Source organism: Serratia ureilytica, from assembly GCF_017309605.1.
Classification (GTDB): Bacteria; Pseudomonadota; Gammaproteobacteria; order Enterobacterales; family Enterobacteriaceae; genus Serratia; species Serratia ureilytica.
The window spans coordinates 4,331,969-4,358,055 of sequence record NZ_CP071320.1; the positions used below are offsets into that span (position 1 = coordinate 4,331,969).

At 61.6% G+C, this 26,087-nt stretch carries 20 protein-coding genes; 11 read left to right on the plus strand and 9 right to left on the minus strand.

What is annotated here, in order from left to right; genetic code table 11:
- Window position 1: 1 nt before the first annotated feature.
- A complete protein-coding gene (ilvN, locus tag J0X03_RS20530; protein WP_160203963.1) occupies window positions 2-295 on the plus strand; it encodes an acetolactate synthase small subunit in 294 nt (97 codons plus the stop codon).
- A gap of 29 nt (window positions 296-324) precedes the next feature.
- Here ilvN and J0X03_RS20535 read toward each other — a convergent pair whose 3' ends face one another.
- Window positions 325-1,101, minus strand: coding sequence for a DedA family protein (locus tag J0X03_RS20535; protein ID WP_160203962.1), 777 nt, complete (start codon window positions 1,099-1,101; stop codon window positions 325-327).
- A 215-nt stretch (window positions 1,102-1,316) separates the two neighbouring features.
- On the opposite strand from J0X03_RS20535, the gene J0X03_RS20540 reads away from it, so the two are divergent.
- The 3 genes from J0X03_RS20540 to rluA all read left to right on the plus strand — a co-directional run bounded on the left by J0X03_RS20540 (window position 1,317) and on the right by rluA (window position 7,545).
- The gene (locus tag J0X03_RS20540) at window positions 1,317-3,683 is read left to right on the plus strand and encodes a DNA polymerase II (RefSeq protein WP_101453541.1); all 2,367 of its coding nucleotides are present in this window, start codon (window positions 1,317-1,319) and stop codon (window positions 3,681-3,683) included.
- Between the two features lie 247 nt (window positions 3,684-3,930).
- Window positions 3,931-6,837 (plus strand): RNA polymerase-associated protein RapA, encoded by a 2,907-nt coding sequence (rapA, locus tag J0X03_RS20545; RefSeq protein WP_047025192.1) that lies wholly within the window; start codon window positions 3,931-3,933, stop codon window positions 6,835-6,837.
- Window positions 6,838-6,894: 57 nt separating this feature from the next.
- Complete coding sequence (gene rluA / locus J0X03_RS20550) at window positions 6,895-7,545, plus strand: bifunctional tRNA pseudouridine(32) synthase/23S rRNA pseudouridine(746) synthase RluA (protein WP_033641835.1); 651 nt, start codon at window positions 6,895-6,897, stop codon at window positions 7,543-7,545.
- A gap of 143 nt (window positions 7,546-7,688) precedes the next feature.
- Here the strand turns inward: rluA and djlA are convergent, their stop codons facing one another.
- Complete coding sequence (gene djlA / locus J0X03_RS20555) at window positions 7,689-8,510, minus strand: co-chaperone DjlA (RefSeq protein ID WP_025301546.1); 822 nt, start codon at window positions 8,508-8,510, stop codon at window positions 7,689-7,691.
- Window positions 8,511-8,738: 228 nt separating this feature from the next.
- Between djlA and lptD the strand changes: the two genes are divergently transcribed.
- The 6 genes from lptD to apaH all read left to right on the plus strand — a co-directional run bounded on the left by lptD (window position 8,739) and on the right by apaH (window position 15,500).
- Window positions 8,739-11,099: an LPS assembly protein LptD gene (gene lptD / locus J0X03_RS20560; protein WP_021505352.1), complete on the plus strand. Its 2,361-nt coding sequence runs from the start codon at window positions 8,739-8,741 to the stop codon at window positions 11,097-11,099.
- A 65-nt stretch (window positions 11,100-11,164) separates the two neighbouring features.
- Window positions 11,165-12,466 (plus strand): peptidylprolyl isomerase SurA, encoded by a 1,302-nt coding sequence (surA, locus tag J0X03_RS20565; protein WP_033641834.1) that lies wholly within the window; start codon window positions 11,165-11,167, stop codon window positions 12,464-12,466.
- Window positions 12,453-13,445, plus strand: a complete 993-nt coding sequence (pdxA, locus tag J0X03_RS20570; RefSeq protein ID WP_160204701.1) for a 4-hydroxythreonine-4-phosphate dehydrogenase PdxA — start codon at window positions 12,453-12,455, stop codon at window positions 13,443-13,445. Before surA ends, pdxA begins: the two co-directional genes overlap by 14 nt.
- The gene (gene rsmA / locus J0X03_RS20575) at window positions 13,438-14,256 is read left to right on the plus strand and encodes a 16S rRNA (adenine(1518)-N(6)/adenine(1519)-N(6))-dimethyltransferase RsmA (RefSeq protein WP_033641833.1); all 819 of its coding nucleotides are present in this window, start codon (window positions 13,438-13,440) and stop codon (window positions 14,254-14,256) included. Before pdxA ends, rsmA begins: the two co-directional genes overlap by 8 nt.
- Before the next feature lie 12 nt (window positions 14,257-14,268).
- Window positions 14,269-14,646 (plus strand): Co2+/Mg2+ efflux protein ApaG, encoded by a 378-nt coding sequence (apaG, locus tag J0X03_RS20580; protein ID WP_015376624.1) that lies wholly within the window; start codon window positions 14,269-14,271, stop codon window positions 14,644-14,646.
- 2 nt (window positions 14,647-14,648) lie between these two features.
- Window positions 14,649-15,500 (plus strand): bis(5'-nucleosyl)-tetraphosphatase (symmetrical) ApaH, encoded by an 852-nt coding sequence (apaH, locus tag J0X03_RS20585; protein ID WP_033641832.1) that lies wholly within the window; start codon window positions 14,649-14,651, stop codon window positions 15,498-15,500.
- Between the two features lie 46 nt (window positions 15,501-15,546).
- On the opposite strand, the gene J0X03_RS20590 is transcribed toward apaH, so the two are convergent.
- The 4 genes from J0X03_RS20590 to J0X03_RS20605 form a co-directional block, all read right to left on the minus strand.
- Complete coding sequence (locus tag J0X03_RS20590) at window positions 15,547-17,436, minus strand: PhoX family protein (protein ID WP_160203961.1); 1,890 nt, start codon at window positions 17,434-17,436, stop codon at window positions 15,547-15,549.
- A 180-nt stretch (window positions 17,437-17,616) separates the two neighbouring features.
- Window positions 17,617-18,099, minus strand: coding sequence for a type 3 dihydrofolate reductase (gene folA, locus J0X03_RS20595; RefSeq protein ID WP_033637073.1), 483 nt, complete (start codon window positions 18,097-18,099; stop codon window positions 17,617-17,619).
- A gap of 143 nt (window positions 18,100-18,242) precedes the next feature.
- Window positions 18,243-18,707, minus strand: a complete 465-nt coding sequence (locus J0X03_RS20600) for a threonine/serine exporter (RefSeq protein WP_033651687.1) — start codon at window positions 18,705-18,707, stop codon at window positions 18,243-18,245.
- Window positions 18,704-19,504 (minus strand): threonine/serine exporter family protein, encoded by an 801-nt coding sequence (locus J0X03_RS20605; RefSeq protein ID WP_033641829.1) that lies wholly within the window; start codon window positions 19,502-19,504, stop codon window positions 18,704-18,706. Before J0X03_RS20605 ends, J0X03_RS20600 begins: the two co-directional genes overlap by 4 nt.
- Before the next feature lie 128 nt (window positions 19,505-19,632).
- On the opposite strand from J0X03_RS20605, the gene J0X03_RS20610 reads away from it, so the two are divergent.
- Window positions 19,633-20,247 carry a LysE family translocator gene (locus J0X03_RS20610; RefSeq protein ID WP_015376619.1) on the plus strand — a complete coding sequence of 205 codons (615 nt, stop codon included), beginning with the start codon at window positions 19,633-19,635 and terminating at the stop codon, window positions 20,245-20,247.
- Window positions 20,248-20,281: 34 nt separating this feature from the next.
- On the opposite strand, the gene kefC is transcribed toward J0X03_RS20610, so the two are convergent.
- The 3 genes from kefC to carB form a co-directional block, all read right to left on the minus strand.
- Complete coding sequence (gene kefC, locus J0X03_RS20615) at window positions 20,282-22,135, minus strand: glutathione-regulated potassium-efflux system protein KefC (protein WP_033651689.1); 1,854 nt, start codon at window positions 22,133-22,135, stop codon at window positions 20,282-20,284.
- Window positions 22,128-22,685 (minus strand): glutathione-regulated potassium-efflux system oxidoreductase KefF, encoded by a 558-nt coding sequence (kefF, locus tag J0X03_RS20620; RefSeq protein WP_033641826.1) that lies wholly within the window; start codon window positions 22,683-22,685, stop codon window positions 22,128-22,130. Before kefF ends, kefC begins: the two co-directional genes overlap by 8 nt.
- A 170-nt stretch (window positions 22,686-22,855) precedes the next feature.
- Window positions 22,856-26,080 carry a carbamoyl-phosphate synthase large subunit gene (gene carB / locus J0X03_RS20625; protein WP_025301533.1) on the minus strand — a complete coding sequence of 1,075 codons (3,225 nt, stop codon included), beginning with the start codon at window positions 26,078-26,080 and terminating at the stop codon, window positions 22,856-22,858.
- Between the last annotated feature and the right edge of the window lie 7 nt (window positions 26,081-26,087).

Consider the following 26,087-nt stretch of genomic DNA (forward strand, 5'->3'; position numbering starts at 1 on the left):
CATGCTGCAACCACAAGATAAACCACAGGTGATCCTGGAGCTGGCGGTGCGCAACCATCCCGGCGTGATGTCGCACGTTTGCGGGCTGTTCGCCCGCCGCGCGTTCAACGTCGAAGGCATTCTGTGTCTGCCGTTGAAAGACGGCCAACAGAGCCGCATTTGGCTATTGGTCGCCGACGATCAGCGGCTGGAACAAATGATAAGCCAGGTGGAAAAGCTGGAAGACGTGCTGCGGGTGAAGCGCCACAGCGAAGACGTGCGGGTATTTGAACAGCTGGAAGCGTTCTTCCTGTAAGGCGAACGGGGGCTGACGCCCCCTATCCATTATGATGATTGCCCGGACAGCACCTGCCACAACAGGTGCCGATACACCGGCATCAGCGGCTGCTGGCTCAGCAGATAACCGACCGACAGCGCCGCCAGCCAACTCACGGCGCACACCACGCGCAGCCGCAGCGGCGTCAGCCACCGGCTCAGCCGATCGGCGTTGCGCTTGCCCTCGCGCCACCAGCGCCAGCTCAGCCACACCGCCAGCCAGACCAGCAGCGCCGCCGCGAGCAACAGCCACTTGAACGTCGCGCTGTTGGCGTCGGCGGGGATATCGATCGCCACCCCCGCCAGAATGCCGGGGAAGAAATAGACCGGCGGCCAGGTCAGGCAACCGATGATGTTCGGCAACGCAAACTTGTACGGCGGCAAATCGAGCATGCCGGCCACCATCGGCACCAGCGGGCGCGTCGGGCCAACGAAGCGGCCGATCAAAATGGTCGCCATGCTGTGCTGGTGCAAGGCATGTTCGGTTTTGTCGAGCAGCGCTTTGTTCTTCTTCAGGAACGACCAGCGGTGCAAAGGCCCCTTAAAGGCGCGACCGACGAAATAGGAGATCCAATCGCCGAGCAGGCAGCCGACGATGCCCGCCGCCCAGGCGTAGTAAAAATCCACCTTGCCGCTGCCGATCAGCGCGCCGATGCTGGCCATCATCACCGTGCCAGGCAACAGCAGCCCCACCAGCGCCAACGACTCCAGAAAAGCGACCAGCAGAACGACCATCAGAGTGAAAGCCAGTGACTGGGTGATCAAATCTTGTAAATAGGCTTCCATTACACCTCTGTGGATTATTCGGGCCAAACGGGGCCGAGGATTTTCCAGCGCCGCCGCTGGCGAGTCAATCGATGAATTGTATGCGTATTTGGCAACGCCGCGCAGCAATGGACAATGACTGTATAAAAACCCATACTATAATTTATCTATATTAGCGCCAAAACCGACATCACGCTGAACGTCGCACACGCCGCCCGGCGAAAAACGAAGGGGTTATGACAGCACTGCAACAGGGGTTCCTGCTCACTCGCCACTGGCGCGACACGCCCGCCGGCACCGAGGTCGAATTTTGGCTGGCGACCGACGCGGGCCCGCGCCAGCTGCGTCTGCCGCCGCAAACCTCGGTGGCGTTTATCCCCGCCGAACAAAGGCAGCGCGCGGAACTGCTGCTGCGAGAAGAGCGGCAAGTCGAACTGAAACCGCTGGCGCTAACGGATTTTCATCACCGGCCGATGCTGGGGCTGTACTGCCGCCAGCACCGTCAGCTCATCAAGCTGGAAAAACTGCTGCGGGAAGGCGGCGTTGCGGTCTACGAGGCCGACATTCGCCCGCCCGAGCGCTACCTGATGGAACGCTTCATCACCGCGCCGGTATGGTTCAACGGCCAGGGCGACGGCAATGGGCCGTTGCTCGGCGGCCAAATGAAGCCGGCGCCGGAGTACCGCCCAACGCTAAAACTGGTGTCGCTGGATATCGAAACCACCGCCCACGGCGAGCTTTACTCCATCGCGCTGGAAGGCTGCGGCCAGCGGCAGGTCTACATGCTGGGGCCGGCCAACGGCGGCGATGAGCCACTGGATTTCGATCTGGAATACTGCGCCAGCCGCCCTCAGTTGCTGGAACGGCTGAACGCGTGGCTGGAGCGTCACGATCCCGACGCCATCATCGGCTGGAACCTGGTACAGTTCGATCTGCGGGTGCTGCAAAAGCACGCCGAACGCTACCAAATCCCGCTGCGGCTGGGGCGCGGCGGCAACCTGCTGGAATGGCGCGAGCATGGCTTCAAGCAGAATCACTTTTTCGCCGCCGCCGCCGGCCGCCTGATCATCGACGGCATCGAGGCGCTGAAATCCGCCACCTGGAATTTTCCCTCCTTCAGCCTGGAATACGTTTCGCAGGAACTGCTGGGCGAAGGCAAGGCGATCGACAACCCTTATCAGCGCATGGCGGAGATCGACCGGCGCTTCGCCGAAGACAAGCCGGCGCTGGCCCGCTACAACCTGAAAGACTGCGAGCTGGTGACGCGGATTTTCGCCAAGGCCGACCTGCTCAACTTCCTGCTGGAGCGCGCCACCGTCACCGGGCTGGCGGCCGATCGTAGCGGCGGATCGGTGGCGGCCTTCAGCCACCTCTATATGCCGCGCATGCATCGCCTGGGCTTTGTCGCCCCCAACCTCGGCGAACAGCCGGAGGAACACAGCCCCGGCGGCTTTGTGATGGATTCCCGGCCCGGCCTGTACGACTCGGTGCTGGTGCTGGACTATAAAAGTCTGTACCCGTCGATCATCCGCACCTTCTTGATCGATCCGGTCGGGTTGGTGGAAGGCATGCGCCACCCAAACGACGCCAACTCGGTGCCCGGCTTTCGCAACGCCCGCTTCTCGCGCAGCAAACACTGCCTGCCGGCGATCGTCGAGCAGATCTGGCAAGGGCGCGAGGCCGCAAAACGCCAGCACAACAAGCCCCTGTCACAGGCGCTGAAGATCATCATGAACGCGCTGTATGGCGTGCTGGGATCGAGCGGCTGCCGCTTCTTCGATCCGCGGCTGGCGTCGTCGATCACCCTGCGCGGCCACGAGATCATGCGCCAAACCCGCGAGCTGATCGAAGCCGAAGGCTATCAGGTGATTTACGGCGACACCGACTCCACCTTCGTCTGGCTGAAACAGCCGCATGACGAGCAACAGGCGGCGCAGATCGGCCGGGCGCTGGTGCAACGGGTCAACGCCTGGTGGCAGCAGCATCTGCAGCAGCAGTTCGGGCTGGAGAACGCGCTGGAGCTGGAGTTCGAAACCCACTATTCCCGCTTCCTGATGCCGACCATTCGCGGCGCCGAGCAGGGCAGCAAGAAACGCTACGCCGGCCTGATCGCGCGCGCCGACGGCCAGGAAGAGATGGTGTACAAAGGCCTGGAAACGGTGCGCACCGACTGGACGCCGCTGGCGCAGCAGTTCCAGCAGCAGCTCTATCAGCGCATCTTCAAACAACAGCCCTACCAGGACTATGTGCGTGACTACGTCGGCAAAACCCTGAACGGCGACTTCGACGATCAATTGGTGTACCGCAAACGGCTGCGCAGAAAGCTCGACGACTATCAGCGCAACGTGCCGCCGCACGCCCGCGCCGCGCGCATCGCCGACGACTACAACCGCAGCCAGGGGCGGCCGCTGCAGTATCAGAACGGCGGCTGGATCAGCTACGTGATGACCGTCGCCGGGCCGGAACCGCTGGAAACCCGCCATTCGCCCATCGATTATCAGCACTACCTCGAACGTCAGCTGCAACCGGTGGCAGACGCTATACTCCCTTTCTTGCACGACGACTTCACCACGCTGGTCACCGGGCAGATGGGGCTGTTTTGAGATTGCGCCAGGTTAAGAAAAATCATCCGGTTTTGCAGGTGACGAACGCGCCGCCTTCCATTACCATAGCGCCCTTCCCAAAACTGAACCACGCTTAGCCCTGCCGTCTCGCGACGTCTGCATGGCGTGAACGGCTATTGCCCGTCAAATTTAAAACAAACCGGGATTAACCGATGTTCAGTACAGGTGCCGCGGCCCTTCCCGCCCGGTAACAAGACTTACTTACAAAGAATCGAGCCGACAATATATGCCTTTTACTCTTGGTCAACGCTGGATCAGCGACACGGAAAGCGAATTAGGACTGGGCACCGTCGTGGCGCTGGATGCGCGCATGATTACCCTGCTTTTCCCCGCCACCGGTGAAAACCGCCTCTATGCCAGAAACGATTCGCCGATCACCCGCGTGATGTTCAACCCGGGCGATACCGTCAGCAGCCACGAGGGATGGCAGCTGCAGGTGGAAGAGGTGAAAGAGGAAAACGGTCTGTTGACCTATATCGGCACCCGCCTGGACACCCAGGAAAGCGGCGTGGCGATGCGCGAAGTGCTGCTGGACAGCAAACTGACCTTCAGCAAGCCGCAGGATCGCCTGTTCGCCGGCCAAATCGACCGCATGGATCGTTTCGCGCTGCGTTTTCGCGCCCGCAAATACCAGAGCGAGCAGTATCGCCTGCCGTTCGCCGGCCTGCGCGGCATGCGCGCCAGCCTGATCCCGCACCAGCTGCACATCGCTCATGAAGTCGGCCAGCGCCATGCGCCGCGCGTTCTGTTGGCGGACGAAGTCGGCCTCGGCAAAACCATCGAAGCCGGCATGATCATCCACCAGCAACTGCTGGCGGGCCGCGCCGAGCGCGTGCTGATCGTGGTGCCGGAAACGCTGCAGCACCAGTGGCTGGTGGAGATGATGCGCCGCTTCAACCTCTACTTCTCGCTGTTCGACGACAGCCGCTACGCCGAAGCCAAGCTCGACAGCAGCAACCCGTTCGAGACCGAACAGCTGGTGATCTGCTCGCTGGACTTCGTGCGCCGCAACAAGCAGCGCCTGGAAGAGCTGGCGGACGCCCAGTGGGATCTGCTGGTGGTCGATGAAGCGCACCACCTGGCCTGGAGCGAAGAAGCGCCGAGCCGCGAATATCAGGTGATCGAACAGCTGGCCGAGCATATCCCCGGCGTGCTGCTGCTGACCGCCACCCCGGAACAGCTGGGCCAACAGAGCCACTTTGCGCGCCTGCGCCTGCTCGATCCGAACCGTTTCCACGACTACGGCGAGTTCGTCGCCGAACAGCAGAAATACCGTCCAGTGGCCGACGCCGTCACCCTGCTGCTGAGCGGTGAACGCCTGGCCGACGACAAGCTGAACCTGCTGGGCGAGCTGATCGACGAGCAGGACATCGAACCGCTGCTCAAAGCGGCCAACAGCGAAGGCGACAACGCCGAGCAGGCGCGCCAGGAGCTGGTGGCCATGCTGATGGATCGCCACGGCACCAGCCGCGTGCTGTTCCGCAACACCCGCAACGGCGTGAAGGGCTTCCCGCACCGCAACCTGCACCAGATCAAGCTGCCGTTGCCAACCCAGTATCAGACCGCGATCAAAGTGTCCGGCATCATGGGCGCCAAGAAATCCGTCGAAGCGCGCGCGCGCGACATGCTGTATCCGGAGCAGATCTACCAGGAATTCGAAGGCGAAAACGCCACCTGGTGGAACTTCGACCCGCGCGTCGAGTGGCTGTTGGATTACCTGCTGGCCAACCGCAACGAAAAAGTGCTGGTGATCTGCGCCAAAGCCGATACCGCGCTGCAGCTGGAGCAGGTGCTGCGCGAGCGTGAAGCGATCCGCGCCGCGGTGTTCCACGAAGGGCTGTCGATCATCGAGCGCGACCGCGCCGCCGCCTACTTCGCCTCCGAAGAGGAAGGCGCGCAGGTACTGCTGTGTTCCGAGATCGGTTCCGAAGGCCGCAACTTCCAGTTCGCCAGCCAACTGGTGATGTTCGATCTGCCGTTCAATCCGGATCTGCTGGAACAGCGCATCGGCCGTCTGGACCGTATCGGCCAGATGCACGATATCCAAATCATGGTGCCTTACCTGGAGCACACCGCACAGGCGGTGCTGGGCCGCTGGTTCCACGAAGGGCTCGACGCCTTCGAACACACCTGCCCGACCGGCCGCACCATCTACGACAGCTGCTACGAGCAGTTGATCGGCTATCTGGCCGCGCCGACCGAGCAGGAGGGCCTGGACGAATTCATCCACGCCTGCCGCCAGCAGCATGACCAGTTGAAAGCGCAACTGGAACAAGGCCGCGACCGCCTGCTGGAGATGCACTCCAACGGCGGCGACAAAGCCCAGGCGCTGGCCGCCGCCATCGCCGAGCAAGATAACGACGTCAACCTGGTGGGCTTCGCGCTCAACCTGTTCGACATCGTCGGCATCAATCAGGAAGATCGCAGCGACAACCTGATCGTGCTCACGCCGTCCGACCATATGCTGGTGCCGGACTTCCCGGGCCTGCCGCAGGACGGCTGCACCGTCACCTTCGATCGCGATCAGGCGCTGTCGCGCGAAGACGCGCAGTTCGTCAGCTGGGAACACCCGATCATCCGCAACGGTCTGGATCTTATCCTGTCCGGCGATACCGGCAGTTGTGCGGTGTCCCTGTTGAAAAACAAAGCGTTGCCGGTCGGCACCTTGCTGGTTGAGCTGGTGTACGTGGTGGAAGCCCAGGCGCCGAAGCACCTGCAGCTGACCCGCTTCCTGCCGCCGACGCCGATCCGCATGCTGATGGACCGCAAGGGCACCAACCTGGCGGCGCAGGTCGAGTTCGAAAGCTTCAACCGCCAGTTGAACGCGGTCAACCGCCACACCTCCAGCAAGCTGGTCAACGCCGTGCAGCAAGACGTGCACGCCATGCTGCAGCAGGCGGAAAGCCTGGTGGAAGCGCAGGCACGCACGCTTATAGAACAGGCGAAGCAAGAGGCGGACGACAAGCTGAGCGCCGAGCTGGCGCGTCTGGAAGCGCTGAAGGCGGTCAACCCGAACATCCGCGACGACGAAGTCGAGACGCTGGAGTTCAACCGCCGTCAGGTGCTGGCCAACCTCAATGAAGCCGGCTGGCGTCTCGACGCCATTCGTCTGGTGGTGGTCACCCACCAGTAACCGGCGCGACGCGGGGAGGTGGTTGCCTCCCCGTTCGGCCCTTTTCGCGGAGCCAAGATGGAACCCTACAATCCCCCGCAGGACCCGCTGCACATCCTGTATCAGGATGAACACATCATGGTGGTCAACAAGCCCAGCGGCTTGCTGTCGGTGCCCGGCCGCGCGCCGGAAAACAAAGACAGCCTGATGACCCGCATTCAGGCCGATCATCCGGCCGCCGAATCGGTGCACCGGCTGGATATGGCCACCAGCGGGGTGATCGTGGTGGCGCTCAACAAGGCCGCCGAGCGTGAACTGAAACGTCAGTTTCGCGAACGCGAACCGAAGAAATCCTATATCGCCCGCGTTTGGGGGCATATGGCGCATGACGAAGGGTTGGTGGATTTGCCGCTGATCTGCGACTGGCCGAACCGGCCGCTGCAAAAGGTGTGTTTTGACACCGGCAAAGCGGCGCAGACGGAATATCTGGTGCTGTCGCGCGATGCCGACGGCAGCACCCGCGTGAAGCTGACGCCGATCACCGGCCGCTCGCATCAGCTGCGGGTGCACATGCTGGCGCTGGGACACCCGATCCTCGGTGACGGTTTCTACGCCCCGCCGGAGGCCAAAGCGATGGCGCCGCGGCTGCAGCTGCATGCACAAGAGCTGCGCATCACCCACCCCGCCTTCCAGACGCCGATGCACTTTCGCGCCGAGCCGGATTTCTGAGCTCATCACCCTGAGATACCCTAAATAATTCGAGTTGCAGGAAGGCGGCAACTAAGCGCAGCCCCGGGAGCGTACAAAAAGTACGTGACCGGGGTAAGCGCGGGCAGCCAACACACCTGCAGCTCGAAGTATGACGGGTATCGTTATTTAAAACCTTTCTCGCGTTTGATCAGGTCGTACGCCGCCTGGATCTCCTGCGCTTTCTGCTTGGCCATTTCCATCATCTCCGGCGGTAAGCCTTTCGCCACCAGCTTATCCGGATGGTGTTCGCTCATCAGCTTGCGGTAGGCGCGTTTGATGGTGGCGGCATCGTCGCTGCTGCGCACACCGAGCACCTTGCACGCATCGTCGAGCGTCGGGCCGCGCTGAGCCTGCTGATAACCGCCCTGCGAATACCCGCCCTGCTGACCGCCGCCGAACTGACGCCCGCCCTCCATCATGCTGAGGAACTGATCGAACTGCGCGCGCGAAATGCCCAGCTCTTCGGCGATGACATACAGCACCTGACGTTCGTTCGGGTGCAGCGAGCCGTCGGCGAACGCCGCCTGAATCTGAATTTCCAGAAACATCCGAATCAGATCGAAGCGGCCGAAACAGATGCTGCGGAACTGCTGCAGCGTCTCACGCAGCGGGAACTGGCTCTGTTTGCCCTCGCGGAACGCCTGCTGCGCCGCAGTGCGGGCTTCGCCGTGCAGCTGCAGGCGATCCATGAACAGGCTGGCGATCTGGATATCCGCCTCGGTGACGCGTCCTTTGGATTTGGTCAGGTGGCCCATAACCTGAAAAGTGGTGCGGAAAAACAGCGTTTGCCGCGTTTGCTGGTCGGTGAAAAACCCCCGGCTGCGCTTGTTGCTGCGCGCCGTATCGATCATATGACCGATAATCAGCCCCAGAACTACACCCCAGAATCCCGCGCCAGACCAGATGGCGACGATGACGCCGAGCAGTTTTCCCCAATACTGCATATACTCCTCAATTATCATGCCGAAAGCCGCCCGCTCTCCTCCGTTTCAGGAAAGGGCGCAGGCGATTTTTCCTAGAATTTGGATTATCATACCTGTCATTTATCTTTGCGCCTAACGACGACGCAAGTAAACGGCTGGATTTAGCACTAGCGCAACGCAGATGAGTAATATAGTCTCTGACCGTTTGCCGGACACGACGCCTCTGATGACGGAACACCAAAACCGCGTATGAAAAAAAGTTTCCCAACACTGCTGGCCACGATGATTTGGACGGCACTCTACAGTCAGCATGCGCTGGCTGATCTGGCCGAGCAATGCATGCTTGGCGTTCCTGTTTACGACAAGCCTTTGGTCAGCGGCGATCCGAACAGCCAGCCGGTGACCATCAATGCCGATGACTCGCGCGCCGACTACCCGAAAAGCGCCCTGTTCAGCGGCAACGTGCATATCGAGCAGGGCAACAGCACCCTGACCGCCAAAGAAGTTGAGCTGAATCAGACGCAAAACCCCGGCCAGACGGAACCGGTGCGTACCGTCACCGCCACCGGCGACGTGCACTACAGCGACAATCAGATCAAACTGAAAGGCCCGAAGGCCTGGTCTAACCTGAATACCAAAGATACCGACGTCTATGAAGGCGACTACCAGATGGTAGGCCGTCAGGGACGCGGCGACGCCGACAAGATGAAAATGCGCGGCGCCAACCGTTACACCATCCTGGAAAACGGCACCTTTACCTCCTGTCTGCCGGGCGACGACAGCTGGAGCGTGGTCGGTTCCGAAGTGATCCACGATCGCGAAGAGCAGGTGGCGGAAATATGGAACGCCCGCTTCCGCATCGGTGGCGTGCCGGTGTTCTACAGCCCGTACCTGCAGCTGCCGGTCGGCGACAAGCGCCGTTCCGGCTTCCTGATCCCGAACGCCAAGTACGGCAGCAACAACGGCTTCGAGTTCATGTTGCCGTATTACTGGAACATCGCGCCGAACTACGACGCCACCATTACCCCGCACTATATGTCCAAGCGCGGCCTGCAGTGGCAGACCGAGTTCCGTTATCTGGTGCAGCCGGGCCTCGGCCTGATGGAGTTCGACTGGTTGCCGGACGATAAGGAATACGGCAAAGATCATGACGACAACAAACGCTGGCTGTTCTACTGGAACCACAACGGCGTTATGGATCAGGTGTGGCGCTTCAACGTCGATTACACCAAGGTCAGCGATTCCAAGTACTTCACCGATCTGGACTCCAAATACGGCTCCACCACCGACGGCTACGCCACGCAGAAATTCAGCCTCGGCTACGCCAACGAAAACTGGAACGCCACGCTGAGCTCCAAGCAGTTCCAGATTTACGACGATACCGATCGCTCACAGTCGGACTCGTATAAAGTCCAGCCGCAGCTGGATCTGAACTACTACAAGAACGACCTCGGTCCGTTCGACTTCCATATTTACGGCCAGGCGGCCAAGTTCACCAGCGTCAACCCATACAGCCCGGACGCCACCCGTCTGCATATGGAACCGACGCTGAGTCTGCCGCTCACCAACGGCTGGGCCAGCCTGAACACCGAAGCCAAGGTGATGGCGACCCATTACCAGCAGGATATTCCTGACGGTTTCGCCGCCAACTACCAGAGCCGCAAAAACGCTGCCGCGCCGGAGCTCGATGATTCGGTCAACCGCGTACTGCCGCAGTTCAAAGTCGACGGCAAGCTGGTGTTCGAGCGGCCGATGATCTGGGCCGAAGGCGCCACCCAGACGCTGGAGCCGCGCGTGCAGTACCTGTACGTGCCGTACCGCGACCAGAGCAACATCTACACCTACGACACCACGCTGCTGCAGACCGACTACTCCGGCCTGTTCCGCGATCGCACCTACAGCGGCCTGGATCGCATCGCTTCGCAGAACCGCGTGTCTACCGGTTTGACCACCCGAATTTATGATGACGCGCTGGTTGAACGTTTTAACGCTTCCGTGGGTCAAATCTACTACTTCAGCCGTTCGCGCACCGGCGATCGGGTAACCGGGTACGACAACAACGACGATACCGGCAGCGTGGCCTGGGCCGGCGATACCTATTGGAAAATCGACGATCGTTGGGGCCTGCGCGGCGGCCTGCAGTACGACACCCGCCTGAACAGCGTCTCGCTGGGCAACGGCGTGGTGGAATACCGCCAGGATGCCGAGCGCGTAGTGCAGCTGAACTACCGTTACGCCACGCCGGAATATATCCAGACGGCGTTGAACACCAAAACGGTTCCGGCCTTCCAGGACGGCATCTCGCAGGTGGGCATCACCGGCAGCTGGCCGATCGCCGATCGTTGGGCGGTGGTCGGGGCGTACTACTACGACACCCGCGCCAAACAATCCGCCGATCAGCTGGTGGGGCTGAAGTACAACACCTGCTGCTGGGCGGTGACGCTGGGCTATGAGCGCAAGATCACCGACTGGAACAACAGCAACAATACCAGCGTTTACGACAACAGAGTTTCGTTCAACGTCGAACTGCGCGGCCTGAGCAGCGATCATAGTCTCGGCTCCGCAGAAATGCTGCGCTCCGGCATTCTGCCGTATCAGCGCGCATTCTGACGCTTTGCAACACTTTGAAAACGAGAACTTTCACCCGCATTTGCGGATTACATAATGGGAAATGTATGAAGAACTGGAGAACGCTTATTCTCGGATTGGTGGTTTGCGCCAATGCCGCGTTCGCAGCACCCCAAGAAGTGGATAAAGTCGCCGCCGTCGTGGATAACGGCGTGGTACTCGAAAGCGACGTCAACGGACTGTTGCAGTCGGTGAAGCTCAACGCCCAGCAGGCCGGTCAGCAACTGCCGGACGACAAGACGCTGCGCCATCAGATCATCGAACGTCTGATCATGGATAACATCCAGCTGCAGATGGCCAAGAAAATGGGCATCACCGTCTCCGACGCCGATCTGGACAAAGCGATCGCCAACATCGCCGCGCAGAACCGCATGAGCGTCGATCAGCTGCGCAGCCGCCTGTCGTACGAAGGGCTGAACTACAACACCTACCGCGCGCAGATCCGCAAAGAGATGCTGATCTCCGAAGTGCGCAACAACGAAGTGCGCCGCCGCGTCACCATCCTGCCGCAGGAAGTGGACGCGCTGGCCAAACAGGTGGGCGCGCAGAACGGCAGCGACACCGAAATGAACATCAGCCACATCCTGATCCCGCTGCCGGAGAACCCGTCGCAGCAGCAGGTCGACAAAGCCGAAGAGCTGGCCAAACGCCTGGTGGGCGAGATCAACAGCGGCGCCGACTTCGGCAAGCTGGCGATCACTTACTCCGCCGACTCTCAGGCGCTGAAAGGCGGCAACATGGGCTGGGGCAAGCTGCAAGAGATCCCGACCCTGTTCGCTGAACGCCTGGTCAGCGCCAAGAAAGGTGACGTCGTCGGCCCAATCCGTTCCGGCGTCGGCTTCCACATCCTGAAAGTCAACGACATCCGCGGCGCCAGCCAGTCGGTGTCGGTCACCGAAGTGCACGCCCGTCACATCCTGCTGAAACCTTCGGTGGTGCTGACCGACGACCAGGCGCGCGCCAAACTGCAATCCGTGGCGGAAGCGATCAAGAGCGGCCGCGCCAAATTCGCCGACGAAGCCAAACAGCTGTCGCAGGATCCGGGTTCCGCCATGCAGGGCGGCGATCTGGGCTGGGCTTCTCCGGACATCTACGATCCCGCCTTCCGCGATGCGTTGCTGAAGCTGAGCAAAGGTGAGATCAGCGCGCCGGTGCACTCTTCCTTCGGTTGGCACCTGATTCAGCTGCTGGATACCCGTCAGGTGGATAAGACCGACGCCGCGCAGAAAGATCGCGCTTACCGCATGCTGTTCAACCGTAAGTTCGCCGAAGAGGCGCAGACCTGGATGCAGGAACAGCGCGCCCAGGCTTACGTGAAGATCCTCGATGGCAGCGATGCGCAGCAATAAACGCGTCGTCATTACCCCCGGCGAACCCGCCGGGGTGGGGCCAGATTTGGTAGCCGCCCTGGCGCAGCAGGATTGGCCTGTTGAGCTGGTGGTGTGCGCCGATCCGGCCCTGTTGCTTGAACGCGCCAAGCGTTTGGGCCTGCCGCTGACGCTGCGCGACTACCAGCCGCAGCAGCCGGCCGAGGCGCAACGCGCCGGCACGCTGACCGTGCTGCCGGTGCCGCTCGCTCAGCCGGTTACCGCCGGTGAACTGAACGTCGGCAACAGCGCCTACGTGGTGGAAACCCTGGCACGCGCCTGCGACGGTTGCCTGAACGGCGAATTCGCTGCGCTGATCACCGGCCCGGTGAACAAGGGCGTGATCAACGACGCCGGCGTGCCGTTTATCGGCCATACCGAATTCTTTGCCGATCGCAGCCGCTGCGATCGCGTGGTGATGATGCTCGCGACCGAAGAGCTGCGCGTGGCGCTGGCGACCACCCACCTGCCGCTGCTGGCGGTGCCGGGCGCCATCACGCAGCAGAGCCTGTTCGAAGTCATTCGCATCCTCGACCACGATCTGAAAACCAAATTTGGCATCGCCCAGCCGCACATTTACGTCTGCGGTCTGAATCCCCACGCCGGGGAAGGCGGCCATATGGGGCGCGAAGAGATAGACACCATCATCCCGGCGCTCGAAGCGCTGCGCGCTGACGGTATCCATCTTGTCGGCCCGCTGCCGGCGGACACCCTGTTCCAGCCCAAATATCTGCAAGATGCCGATGCGGTGCTGGCGATGTATCACGATCAGGGGCTGCCGGTGCTAAAATACCAAGGGTTCGGCCGCGCGGTGAATATCACCCTCGGTTTGCCTTTCATACGCACCTCGGTCGACCACGGTACCGCTCTGGAACTGGCCGGCACCGGCACCGCCGATGTCGGCAGTTTCCAAACGGCCCTGAATCTCGCCATTAAAATGATAATTAATTGTAATGAATAACAGAGTCCACCAAGGGCACTTTGCCCGCAAACGCTTTGGACAAAACTTTTTAACCGATCAGTTTGTCATCGATAGCATTGTCTCCGCCATTCACCCGCAGCCGGGCGAAGCGGTGGTCGAGATCGGCCCCGGCCTCGGCGCCCTGACCGAGCCGGTCGGCGCACGCATGGACCGCATGACGGTGATCGAACTGGACCGCGATCTGGCCACTCGGCTGGAGAATCACCCGCAGCTGAAAGACAAGCTGACCATCCGCCAGCAGGACGCCATGACGGTGAATTTCGCCGAACTGGCCGAGGAGGCTGGCCAACCGCTGCGCGTATTTGGTAACCTGCCGTACAATATTTCGACGCCGCTGATGTTCCACCTTTTCAGCTATACTCAGGCAATCCGCGACATGCACTTTATGTTGCAGAAAGAGGTGGTCAACCGTCTGGTGGCCGGCCCTAACAGCAAGGCCTACGGGCGTTTAACCGTGATGGCGCAGTACTACTGCAACGTCATCCCGGTGCTGGAAGTGCCGCCGACCGCGTTCGCGCCGCCGCCGAAGGTCGATTCCGCCGTGGTGCGCCTGGTCCCGCACACCGAGCTGCCGAACCCGGTGGGCGACGTGCGCATGCTGAGCCGCATCACCACGCAGGCGTTCAACCAGCGGCGGAAAACCATCCGCAATAGCCTGGGCGATCTGTTCACGCCGGAGCAGCTGACGGAGCTGGGCGTCGATCCTTCGCTCAGAGCAGAGAATATTTCTGTGGCGCAGTACTGCAAGCTGGCGAACTGGCTGTCAGCCAATCCGGCGCCGCAGCAATAAGGAGTTGTTGTCATGATTGATTCGCCCCGCGTGTGTATTCAGGTTCAGAGCATCTATGTGGAATCACAGTCGATCCCTGAAGAAGAGCGTTACGTCTTCGCCTATACCATTACCATCCGCAATCTGGGGCGGACCAACGTGCAACTGCTGGGCCGTTACTGGCTGATCACCAACAGCAACGGCCGCCAAACCGAAGTCCAGGGCGAAGGCGTGATCGGCGAACAGCCCGTCATTCCGCCCGGTGGAGAGTTTCAGTACACCAGCGGCGCCATTCTGGAAACACCGCTGGGCACCATGGAAGGCCATTACGAAATGGTTGACCATCAGGGTCAGCCGTTCCGCACCGCTATTCCCGTGTTCCGCTTAGCCATTCCAACGCTGATCCATTAATTATGTCGACATACCTTATCGGCGACGTTCACGGCTGTTTCGATGAACTGAAGTCGCTGCTGGCTCAGGTTGCGTTCGATCCCGAGCGCGATCAACTGTGGCTGACCGGCGATCTGGTGGCGCGCGGCCCCGCCTCGCTGGACGTGCTGCGCTATGTGCGCTCGCTCGGCCCGGCGGTGCGCATGGTGCTGGGCAACCACGATCTGCACCTGCTGGCGGTTTACGCCGGCATCAGCCGCAACAAACCCAAAGATCGCATCACGCCGCTGCTGGAAGCGCCGGACGCCGACGAGCTGATCAACTGGCTGCGCCGCCAACCGGTGCTGCAGGTGGATGATGAGCAAAAGCTGGTGATGGCCCACGCCGGCATCACCCCGCAGTGGGACATCGACACCGCAAAAATGTGCGCTCGCGAAGTGGAGGCGGTATTGAGCAGCGACAGCTATCCGCTGTTCCTCGACGCCATGTACGGCGACATGCCGAACAACTGGGCGCCGGAGCTGAGCGGCCTGGCGCGCCTGCGTTTCAGCACCAATGCGCTGACGCGCATGCGCTACTGCTTCCCCAACGGCCAGCTCGACATGATCTGCAAAGATGCGCCGGGCAGCGCGCCGGCGCCGTTGAAACCGTGGTTCGAGCTGCCGCGCCTGGTGGACCCGGAATACACCATCATCTTCGGCCACTGGGCCTCGCTGGAAGGCAAGGGCACGCCGGAGGGCGTGATCGGGCTGGATACCGGCTGCTGCTGGGGCGGCGATCTGACGATGCTGCGCTGGGAAGATCGCCGTTACTTCACGCAGCCCGCCAATCGCGGCGAAGCGCCTGACCACGCCGGCAGATTAGCCGCATCCTGAAACGATAAAGGCGGCCCGGTGGCCGCCTTTGTTCTGTATTGCCGCCTTACGCCCCAATCACTCCGCCATCTTCACGCGTGATCATCAACACCGATGAACGCGGGCGCGGGCTGTTGTTCGGGAAGTGCGAATCGCCTTCTTCTCCGGGATGCTGTACGTTGACGAACATCGTCTTGTAGTCCGGGGTGAAGGTGATGCCGGTCAGTTCGCAGGACTTCGGCCCCACCATGAAACGGCGGATCTCGCCGCTGACCGGATCGCCCACCAGCATCTGGTTGTTGCCCTGCCCGACGTAATCGCCCTTGTTGCTGTACTTGCCGTCGGTGAGGATCCACAGACGGCCGGCGCGATCGAAGCCCAGCCCGTCCGGGCTGTTGAAGGTGTTTTCCGCCGTGATGTTCGGCGTGCCGCGGTTGACGCCTTCGGGGTGGGCAATCGGGTTGCCGCACAGCGCATAGATGTCCCAGGCGAAGGCGTCGGCGGTGGCGTCGCCGCCCTCGTCCCAGCGAATGATTTGGCCGTAGATATTGTTCGGTCGCGGGTTGGCGGCGTTCAACGGCATCCCTTCCTCGCCGCGCTTGCTGTTGTTGGTTAACGTGCAGTACGCGCGCCCGTCATGCGGGTTTACCGCGATCCACTCCGGGCGATCCATTTTGGTGGCGCCGACCTGCTGCGCCGCCTTGCGGGCGAAGATCAGCACTTCGGCCTCATCGCGGAAACCGTTCTCCGGCGTCAGGCCGTTCTTGCCGAACTCAAGCGCAATCCAGCGCCCTTTGCCCTTCAGCGGCGTGCCGGCTTCATCGCCGTCGAACTGCGCCACGTACAGCGTCCCCTCATCCAGCAGCGTACGATTGTTGGCCGGATTGGCGGCGTCGACCACGCCTTTGGAGACGTACTTATAGATATGTTCGCCGCGCTCGTCGTCGCCCATATACACCACCAGACGGCCGTCTTTGGCCACGGTCACCGCCGCGTTTTCATGTTTGAAACGGCCGAGCGCGGTGTGCTTGATGGGCGTCGAGGTCGGATTCAACGGATCGATCTCGACAATCCAGCCGTGACGGTTGAATTCGTTGGGATTCTTCGCCACATCAAAACGCTCGTCATAGTCCGGCCAGTTGCGTTCCGGTTCGCTGACCTTCAGCGTGTAGCGCTTCTGTTCCGGCGTGGTTCGATAATCGGCCTGACGGGTGCCGAAATAGGTGTCGAAGTTTTCCTCGCAGGTCAGGTAGGTGCCCCACGGCGTCTTGCCGTTGGCGCAGTTGCCGAAGGTGCCCAGCACCTTGCGGCCGCTCGGATCGGCGGCGGTCTGCAACAACGGATGTCCGGCGGCCGGGCCGCTGAATTGCATCTCGCTGTTGGCGGTGATGCGGCGGTTATAGCGCGACGGGCGCTCCACCTCCCAGCGCTGGCCGTCGCCGAGCCGCTTGACCGCGACAATGGAGACGCCGTGCGCCGCCTGCGATTTGCGCACCTCTTCCAGGCTGGTGGCCTTGGCGCCGCCGTGGGCGAACAGGTACTGCTCGTTAACGTATTCGTTATTGATGGCCATCACGCCGTGATTGTCATCGATAGGGAAAAAGCTCATGCCATCGTTGTTGTCGCCAAACTGTTTTTCCTGATCGGCGGCGCTGTTGTTGCCCTGCGGATCGAAGGCCGGCGCGCCGTCCACCAGCGGCTCGCCCCAGGAGATCAGTACCTCGGCGCGGTAGCCCGGCGCTATCGTCACTTCATCGGCGGTAGACGCGGCGATGCCCCGGAAGCCCAGCAGCGTGTTCGGCGGCAGATCCTCGGCTAACGCCTCGGTGGAGACCGACCAGATGCCGCCGCCGAGAAAACCGGCCAGGCCGACGGCGCCGGCGCTGCCAAGCAGCAGCTTGCGGCGAGTGGGATCGATCAGGCGGTCGGCGTCTAATTGCTCAATTTGCTTGGTCATAACGTGGTTACCTTTTTAGTTATGGCGCCGCGGTCAAGATTCACCAGAGTTGCCGTGGCGCTCGGAGTTGGGCTTCATACTAATCAGGTAATGTGACGGAAAGGTTACGAATGACCGGCGCAAAAAGACCGGGGGCGCAATTGCTTGCGCCCCCGGGGATGACTGGCTAACGCGCTGAGATCAGCGGCGCTGCAGGATTTCGAAGCAGTAGCTGTGCGAGTTCAGATCGTCGGCGTCGTGGAATTCGCTGAACGTGGTTTCCCACTCGTCCGGCTCGTAATCCGGGAAGTGAGTATCGCCGCCGACTTCGGCGTCGATGTGTGTCAGGTACAGGCGATCGGCGCGCGGCAGCAACTGGGTATAGATGCGCCCACCGCCGATCACCATTACTTCTTCCACCTCACCCGCGGCGGCCAGCGCCTCATCCAGCGAGGTCACCCAGGTCACCCCGGCGGCATTGCCCGGGCGGCTGCTCAAAACGATATTGTGACGGCCCGGCAGCGGGCGGCCGATGGACTCGAAGGTCTTGCGGCCCATAATAACCGGCTTATTCAACGTGTTGCGTTTAAACCACGCAAGGTCCGCCGGCAGGTGCCACGGCATGGCGTTTTCCATGCCAATAACGCGATCCGCCGCCAAGGCAGCGATCAGGCTGATAATCATTGTTTAACCCTGTGTAGGCAGCAAAATTGGTGACACTATACGTAAAGGCCTGAGTGCCGTCGATAGGCTAATCAAGCAAGATGAATATATAAGATAGCTCTTATCAGCATATCTAATAACCAACGTTCTTTTGCCGGGGAATTTCACACGCCGGGGCGTTTGCGGTACAACCACAGACCCGGTAACGACAGGCCGATCGACAACGCGCCGACGATGAAACTGGCCTTGAGGAAGTTGGTGATCATGGTCTCCATCAAAGCCTCGCTGTAGCCCAGATGCGAGATCTCCACCACAGTTATCATCGCGGTATAGGCGGAAATGCCGGGGAACATCGGGATCACCGCCGCCACGGTGAACACCTTCGGATGCGCCAACAGCCAGCGCGACCAATAGATACCGATGATGCCGATCAGGATCGCCGCCAGCAGCGACGCCCACTCGATGTTCATGCCCACGTGCATCATCAGCATGCGCGAGCCGCGCCCGATTGCACCGAGCAACGCGCAATAGCGCAGCGCGCGCAGCGGCACGTTGAACACCATGGCGAAGCCCAGCGCCGGCACCGCCGCCAACAGCATCTCCTGCAACAATGCCCACAGCAGACTCATGACCACCCCCGCAGATCCCACAGCGACATCGCCATCACCACGCCGATACAGGTCGCCAGCGTCAACAGGCTGGCCATCGCCCAGCGCGCCAGCCCGGTGTTGACGTGCCCCTTGAACATGTCGGCCACCGCGTTGATCAGCGGGAAGCCCGGCACCAGCAGCAGCACGCTGGCGGCCATCGCCACGCTCGAGGTCTCTTTAAACACCGGCAGGCGCAGCAGCAGCCCGGATATCGACGTCGCGACAAACGCCGTCAGGCAAAAATTGATCAGCGGATTCATATGGCGGGCGGTGAGGATCTGGCGCACCAGCATCGCCGCGCCGCTGGCGATAAAAGTCACCAGGAAGGCGTCGCCGCCGCCGCCGTTGAGCATGCTGAAACACCCGCAGGACAACCCCACCATCAGCACCACCAGCCAGCGCGGATAGCGCAGCGGCCGGATCTTTTCGAAGCGCCGCGCCACGTCGTGCGTATCCGCCAGATGATGCTCGGCGAGGATCACGATATGCTGCACTTCCGTCACCACCTGCATATTGATGCCGCGATCGACATTCTTGCGGGTCGTGGTCAGGCAGGCGCCGTGGCTGAGGGTGGTCAACACCACCGCATTGGCGGAGATTGAACTTTCCACGCTGTCCATCCCCAGCGCCAACCCCAGGCGGGTGGACAACTGCTCCACCACCGTGCTCTCGGCGCCGTGCTGCAACAGCAGCAGCGCGCATTGAATGCACAAGCGGGTGATTTCACGCTGTTGCCGGTGCGGTTCCGGCCTGTCTGTGGCGGTAGTCTGCTGCATGGTGCTCCGTCGCTGGCGATAGATGAATTATTATCATAGAGCCTAACAATACCTCATTGGGTTGATGCGCATCAGAGGAAGCGGCGTTATTATCGCCAACATGCTGCCTTTTGCGCGAGACGCCTCCCATGCTTGAAACTTCACTGTTCGTCGCCGGCATTGCCGCCCTCGGCATGCTTTCCCCCGGCCCGGATTTTTTCCTGGTGATCAAAAACGCCGCCCGCTACCCGCGTCTGGCCGCCATGATGACCGCCTTCGGCGTGATCTGCGGCGTCGCCACCCACATGTCCTACTGCGTCGCCGGGCTGGCGGTGGTGATCACCACCACACCGTGGCTGTTCAACCTGCTGAAATACGCCGGGGCGGTCTATCTGGTGTGGATCGGCATCCAGGCGCTGCTGTCGCGCGGCGGCGGCAAAATGAACGTCAGCAATCTGCCGCAGCAACAGGTCAGCCTGAAGAGCGCCTTTGCGCAAGGCTACCTGTGCAATCTGCTGAACCCGAAAGCCACCCTGTTCTTCCTGGCGGTCTTCACCCAGGTGTTGCAGATCGATTCCGGTCTGGGTGACAAGCTGTGGTACGCGGGGATTATTCTCGGCCTGTCGGTCATCTGGTGGCCGCTGCTGGTGTTTTTGATCCAGAGCGGGCCGGTGCGCCGCGGGCTGGAAAAGACGCAGAAGATCGTCGACAAATTGCTGGGCGGCATGTTGATCGCCTTAGGCATCAAGGTCGCGCTGAGCTAAGCAAAAAAGGGGCGCCATCACGGCGCCCCTCCCCTTATCCTTTGGCTTCCACCACTTCGTCTTCCGGCGCCTTGCCGTCGATACTGCCGCGCCAGCCGGTCTGCTGCACCCGCGCCAGCCGATTCTGATCCTGCTCGATGGCCGCGCTGAGCATCTCCTTGGCCCGCTGCAGGCTGGCGATACGGAATTCAGTATCCTGGTAATTATCCAGCGTATCTTCCAGCATCTTCAGGTTATAGCGACGGAAAGTGTCCGCTTTCTCGCGCGCCTCATAGGCGTCCAGCCCCAGCAGCTCCAGCGTTTCACGGCCGACGCGCAGCGAGCTTTCGAAGGTTTCGCGCTCCGGTTTTTCCACCCCCAACTGCCGCAACTGATACCAATGATCGACGTCGCGCGCCCGCGCCACCACTTTCAGATGCGGGAAGTGCTGCCTGGCCAGCTCGGTTAACGCCAGGCTGTCCTCCACATCGTCGATGGCGTTGATCAGCACCTTGGCGTGAGCGGCGCCGGCCGCCTCCAGCAGATCGGCGCGCGTGGCGTCGCCGTAGAACACCTTGGTGTCGAATTTACGCAGCGTTTCGATATGGTCCGGATCGTGATCCAGTACCACGGTGTGCACGCCGTTGGCCAACAGTAAACGACCGGCGATCTGGCCGAAACGGCCGAAGCCGGCGATGATCACGCTGGCGTTCTCGTCATCAATGACATCAGCCGGGCGATCCTCTTTCGGCGCATTTTTTTCCAGCTGCGCGGCGATCACCAACAGCAGCGGGGTGGCCGCCATCGACAGCGCCACCGCCAGCGTCAGCGACTTGGCCCATTCAACCGGCAAGACGCCGGCCAGCTGCGCGGCGCTGAAGATCACGAAGGCGAACTCACTGCCCTGCCCCAGCAGAATGGCGAACAGGCCGCGCTGGCGCTTCGGCACCCCGAGCAGCGGGCCGATCAGCCACAGCAACGCCGCCTTGATCAGCATAAAGCCCAGCAGCAACGAGGCGATCAGCAACGGATGATGGAACAGCGTGCCGAAGTCGATCGACATGCCGACGCCGATGAAAAACAGCCCCAGCAGCAACCCTTTGAACGGCTGAATATCGCTCTCCAGCGCGTGGCGGTATTCCGAGCTCGCCAGCAGCACCCCGGCGAGGAACGCCCCCATCGCCATCGACAACCCGGCCATCTCCAGCAGGATGCCAAAGCCGAACACCAGGAATAGCGCCACGGCGCTGAACACCTCGCGCATGCCCGAACGGGCGACGAAGTGCAGCAGCGGGCGGGTGACGTAGCGGCCAAGCAGCACCACCATCGTCAACGCGCCCACCACTTTGGCCGCCGACAGTACGAAAGCGCCCAGCGTCGTGGTGGCGCCGCTGCTGGCCAGCAGCGGGATCATCGCCACCAGCGGGATCGCCGCGATATCCTGGAACAGCAGCACCGCAAACGCGCTGCGGCCGATCGGCGACGGCGTCAAATTGCGTTCGCTCATCGCCTGCATGGCGATGGCGGTCGATGAGAGCGCCAGCGTCAAACCGATCAGCAGCGCCACCTTCCAGTTGAGGCCGAGGAAGTAGCAGAAGGCGCTCAGCGCCAGGCCGCAGCCCACCATCTGAATGCTGCCGCCGCCGAACACCGAGGCGCGCAGCGTCCACAGCCGTTTGGGATCCAGCTCCAGGCCGATGATAAACAGCATCAGTACCACGCCGATCTCGGCGAAGGTCAGGATAGACTCGGCATCCGACACCAGCTTCAGCCCCCAGGGGCCGATAATGCAGCCGGCGATCAGGTAACCGAGCACCGAACCCAGCCCCAGGCGCACCGCAATCGGCACGAACAGCGCGGCGGAACCGAGATAGATCAGCCCCTCGATCATCATGTGGTGGTTATCCATGGCTGGCCTCCCTGGTTTCCGCTTCGGCATGTTCCATCAGATAGTCGACCAACCGCTGCCGGTAGGCTTCGCCGGCGGCGATTAGCGCCGGTTCGTTGCAGGTAAAGGTGTTGTGCAGGGCGAAGTACGGCTGCCAGTTCATGCCGCAATAAATCGCCGTGGCCTGCAGCGGCTGCGCCAGCGCGGCGAAGTTGGGAAAATCGCCCAGTTCGAAATGGTGCTCGTCACCGCCGCTGGTCACCGCCCACAGGCAGTCTTTGCCCACCAGCGCGTTGCCGTCGTGGCCATAGGCCCAGCCGTGCTCCAGCACTTTGTCGATCCACAGCTTCAACAGCGGCGGGAAGCTGTACCACTGCATCGGATGCTGCAGCACCACCATGTCGGCGCGCTCCAGCGCCTGTTGCTCGGCGTTGATATCGATATTGAAATCGGGGTACAGCTCATACAGCGAGCGCACCTCCACCTCGGGAAGATCCCTCACCGCCTGCAGCAGGCGGTGATTGGCATGCGAATGCCGGGGATACGGGTGAGCATAAATTATCAGAATCATTGTTATCGTCGTTCCTTCGTTCCTTGCCAATACACCAAGCATATACCAATCACACAGAGTGACAGTTTGCCCACTGATTGATAGCGGAAATTTTTAACGCCAGCCTACAAATTCACTGAATAAAAAAGGGCGCTGCATCTGCAGCGCCCTGGCGTAGCGTTCTCGCGCGGTTACTTACCAATACGCGCGTGCATTTCCTGCACCGATGTAACCTGCTCGGTCGGATCCGCTTTCAGCGCCATCGCGGTGGCGAAGCCGCCGTTCAGCGTAGTGTCGTAGTGCACCTTGTACTGCAGGGCGCTGCGGCGAATCAGCTTGGAGTCCTCAATCGCCTGACGGCCTGCCGTGGTGTTGACGATGTAGGTGTACTCGCCGTTCTTGATACGGTCCTGAATGTGCGGACGCCCTTCGTGCACCTTGTTGACCAGGCGCGGGTTGATGCCCGCTTCGCCCAGCACCACCGCGGTGCCGTGGGTCGCGTCCAGCTCAAAGCCCTGCTTCAGCAGGCTGGCGGCCAAATCGACCACGCGAGCCTTGTCGCCTTCGCGCACCGACAGCAGCGCGCGGCCCTGTTTCTTCATGCCCGAGTTGCTGCCCAGCATCGCTTTGGAGAAAGCTTCCGCGAAGGTGCGGCCCACGCCCATCACTTCCCCGGTAGAGCGCATTTCCGGCCCCAAAATCGGGTCGACGCCCGGGAATTTGTTGAACGGCAGCACCACTTCTTTCACCGAGTAGTACGGCGGGATGATCTCTTCGGTCACGCCCTGTTCAACCAGCGTTTTGCCCGCCATCACGCGCGCGGCCACTTTGGCCAGCGGCACGCCGGTCGCTTTGGACACGAACGGCACGGTACGCGCGGCGCGCGGGTTGACTTCAATCAGGTAAACTTCGTTGTCCTTCACCGCGAACTGCACGTTCATCAGGCCGCGCACCTGCAGCTCGAACGCCAGTTTTTCCACCTGGCGACGCATCACGTCCTGAATTTCCTGGCTCAGGGTGTACGCCGGCAGCGAACACGCGGAGTCGCCGGAGTGCACGCCCGCCTGCTCGATGTGCTCCATGATGCCGCCAATCAGCACGCGCTCGCCGTCGCAGATAGCATCGACGTCCACTTCCACCGCGTCGTCCAGGAAGCGGTCCAGCAACACCGGCGCATCGTTGGACACGCTGACCGCGGTCTGGAAGTAGCGGCGCAGGTCGGTTTCGTCATAGACGATTTCCATCGCCCGGCCGCCCAGCACGTAGGAAGGACGCACCACCAGCGGATAACCGATGCCCGCCGCCTTCTCGACCGCCTGCTCGATGGCGGTGACGGTGGCGTTGGCCGGCTGCTTCAGGCCCAGGCGGTTGACCGCCTGCTGGAAGCGTTCGCGGTCTTCGGCACGGTCGATGGCGTCCGGGCTGGTGCCGATGATCGGCACGCCTGCGGCTTCCAGCTCGCGCGCCAGCTTCAGCGGGGTCTGGCCGCCGTACTGCACGATAACGCCTTTCGGTTTCTCGATGCGCACGATTTCCAGCACGTCTTCCAGGGTCACCGGCTCAAAGTACAGGCGGTCCGAGGTGTCGTAGTCGGTGGAGACGGTTTCCGGGTTGCAGTTGACCATGATGGTCTCGTAGCCGTCTTCACGCAGCGCCAGCGAAGCGTGCACGCAGCAGTAGTCGAACTCGATGCCCTGACCGATACGGTTCGGCCCGCCGCCCAGCACCATCACTTTCGGCCGGTCGTTGGTCGGGTTGGACTCGCACTCTTCTTCATAGGTGGAGTACATGTAGGCGGTGTCGGTAGCGAATTCCGCCGCGCAGGTATCCACGCGCTTGTACACCGGATGCAGGCCGTGGCTGTGGCGCAGCTTGCGAATTTCGCTCTCGGCGACGCCGGCCAGCTTGGCCAGACGCGCATCGGCGAAGCCCTTGCGCTTCAACGTGCGCAGGAAGTCTTTGTCCAGGCCGTTGATGCCCGCTTCGGCTACCTGCTCTTCCAGGCGCACCAGCTCTTCAATCTGCACCAGGAACCAGCGATCGACGTTGGTCAGGTTGAAGACGCCGTCGACCGACAGACCGGCGCGGAAGGCGTCGGCGATGTACCAGATGCGGTCGGAACCGGCGTCTTTCAGCTCGCGGCGGATTTTGGTCAGCGCTTCCGGATCGTCCAGGCTCACTTTCGGATCGAAGCCGGTGGCGCCCACTTCCAGACCGCGCAGCGCTTTCTGCAGCGACTCTTGCTGAGTGCGGCCGATGGCCATCACTTCGCCGACCGACTTCATCTGGGTAGTCAGGCGATCGTTGGCGCCGGCGAACTTCTCGAAGTTGAAGCGCGGGATCTTGGTCACGACGTAGTCGATGGACGGCTCGAACGACGCCGGGGTGCGGCCGCCGGTGATGTCGTTCATCAGCTCATCGAGGGTATAGCCCACCGCCAGTTTGGCGGCGATCTTGGCGATCGGGAAGCCGGTGGCTTTCGACGCCAGCGCCGAAGAGCGCGACACGCGCGGGTTCATCTCGATGACAATCAGGCGGCCGGTTTTCGGGTTAACCGAGAACTGCACGTTGGAGCCGCCGGTTTCAACGCCGATCTCACGCAGCACCGCCATCGAGGCGTTGCGCATGATTTGGTATTCCTTATCGGTCAGGGTCTGGGCCGGCGCAACGGTGATCGAGTCGCCGGTGTGGATGCCCATGGCGTCGAAGTTTTCGATGGAGCAAACGATGATGCAGTTGTCGTTCTTATCACGCACCACTTCCATCTCGTATTCTTTCCAACCGATCAGCGATTCGTCGATCAGCAGCTCGTTGGTCGGCGACAGGTCCAGACCGCGTTCGCAGATCTCTTCGAACTCTTCGCGGTTGTAGGCGATGCCGCCGCCGGTGCCGCCCATGGTAAAGGAAGGACGGATGATGCACGGGAAGCCGACGTCAGCGGCTACCGCCAGCGCTTCTTCCATGGTGTGCGCGATGCCGGAACGCGCGGTATCCAAACCGATTTTCTTCATCGCCACGTCGAAACGGCGGCGGTCTTCGGCCTTGTCGATGGCATCGGCAGTTGCGCCGATCATGGTGACGCCGAACTCGGCCAGCACGCCCTGACGCTCCAGCTCCAGCGCGCAGTTCAGCGCCGTCTGGCCGCCCATGGTCGGCAGAACCGCATCCGGACGCTCTTTTTCGATGATCTTGCGCACCACTTCCCAGTGGATCGGCTCAATGTAGGTCGCATCGGCCATTTCCGGGTCGGTCATGATGGTCGCCGGGTTGGAGTTGACCAGAATGACGCGGTAACCCTCTTCGCGCAGCGCTTTACACGCCTGGGCGCCCGAGTAGTCGAACTCACACGCCTGGCCGATAACAATCGGGCCAGCGCCGAGGATCAGGATGCTTTTTATGTCTGTACGTTTTGGCATTTTTTAC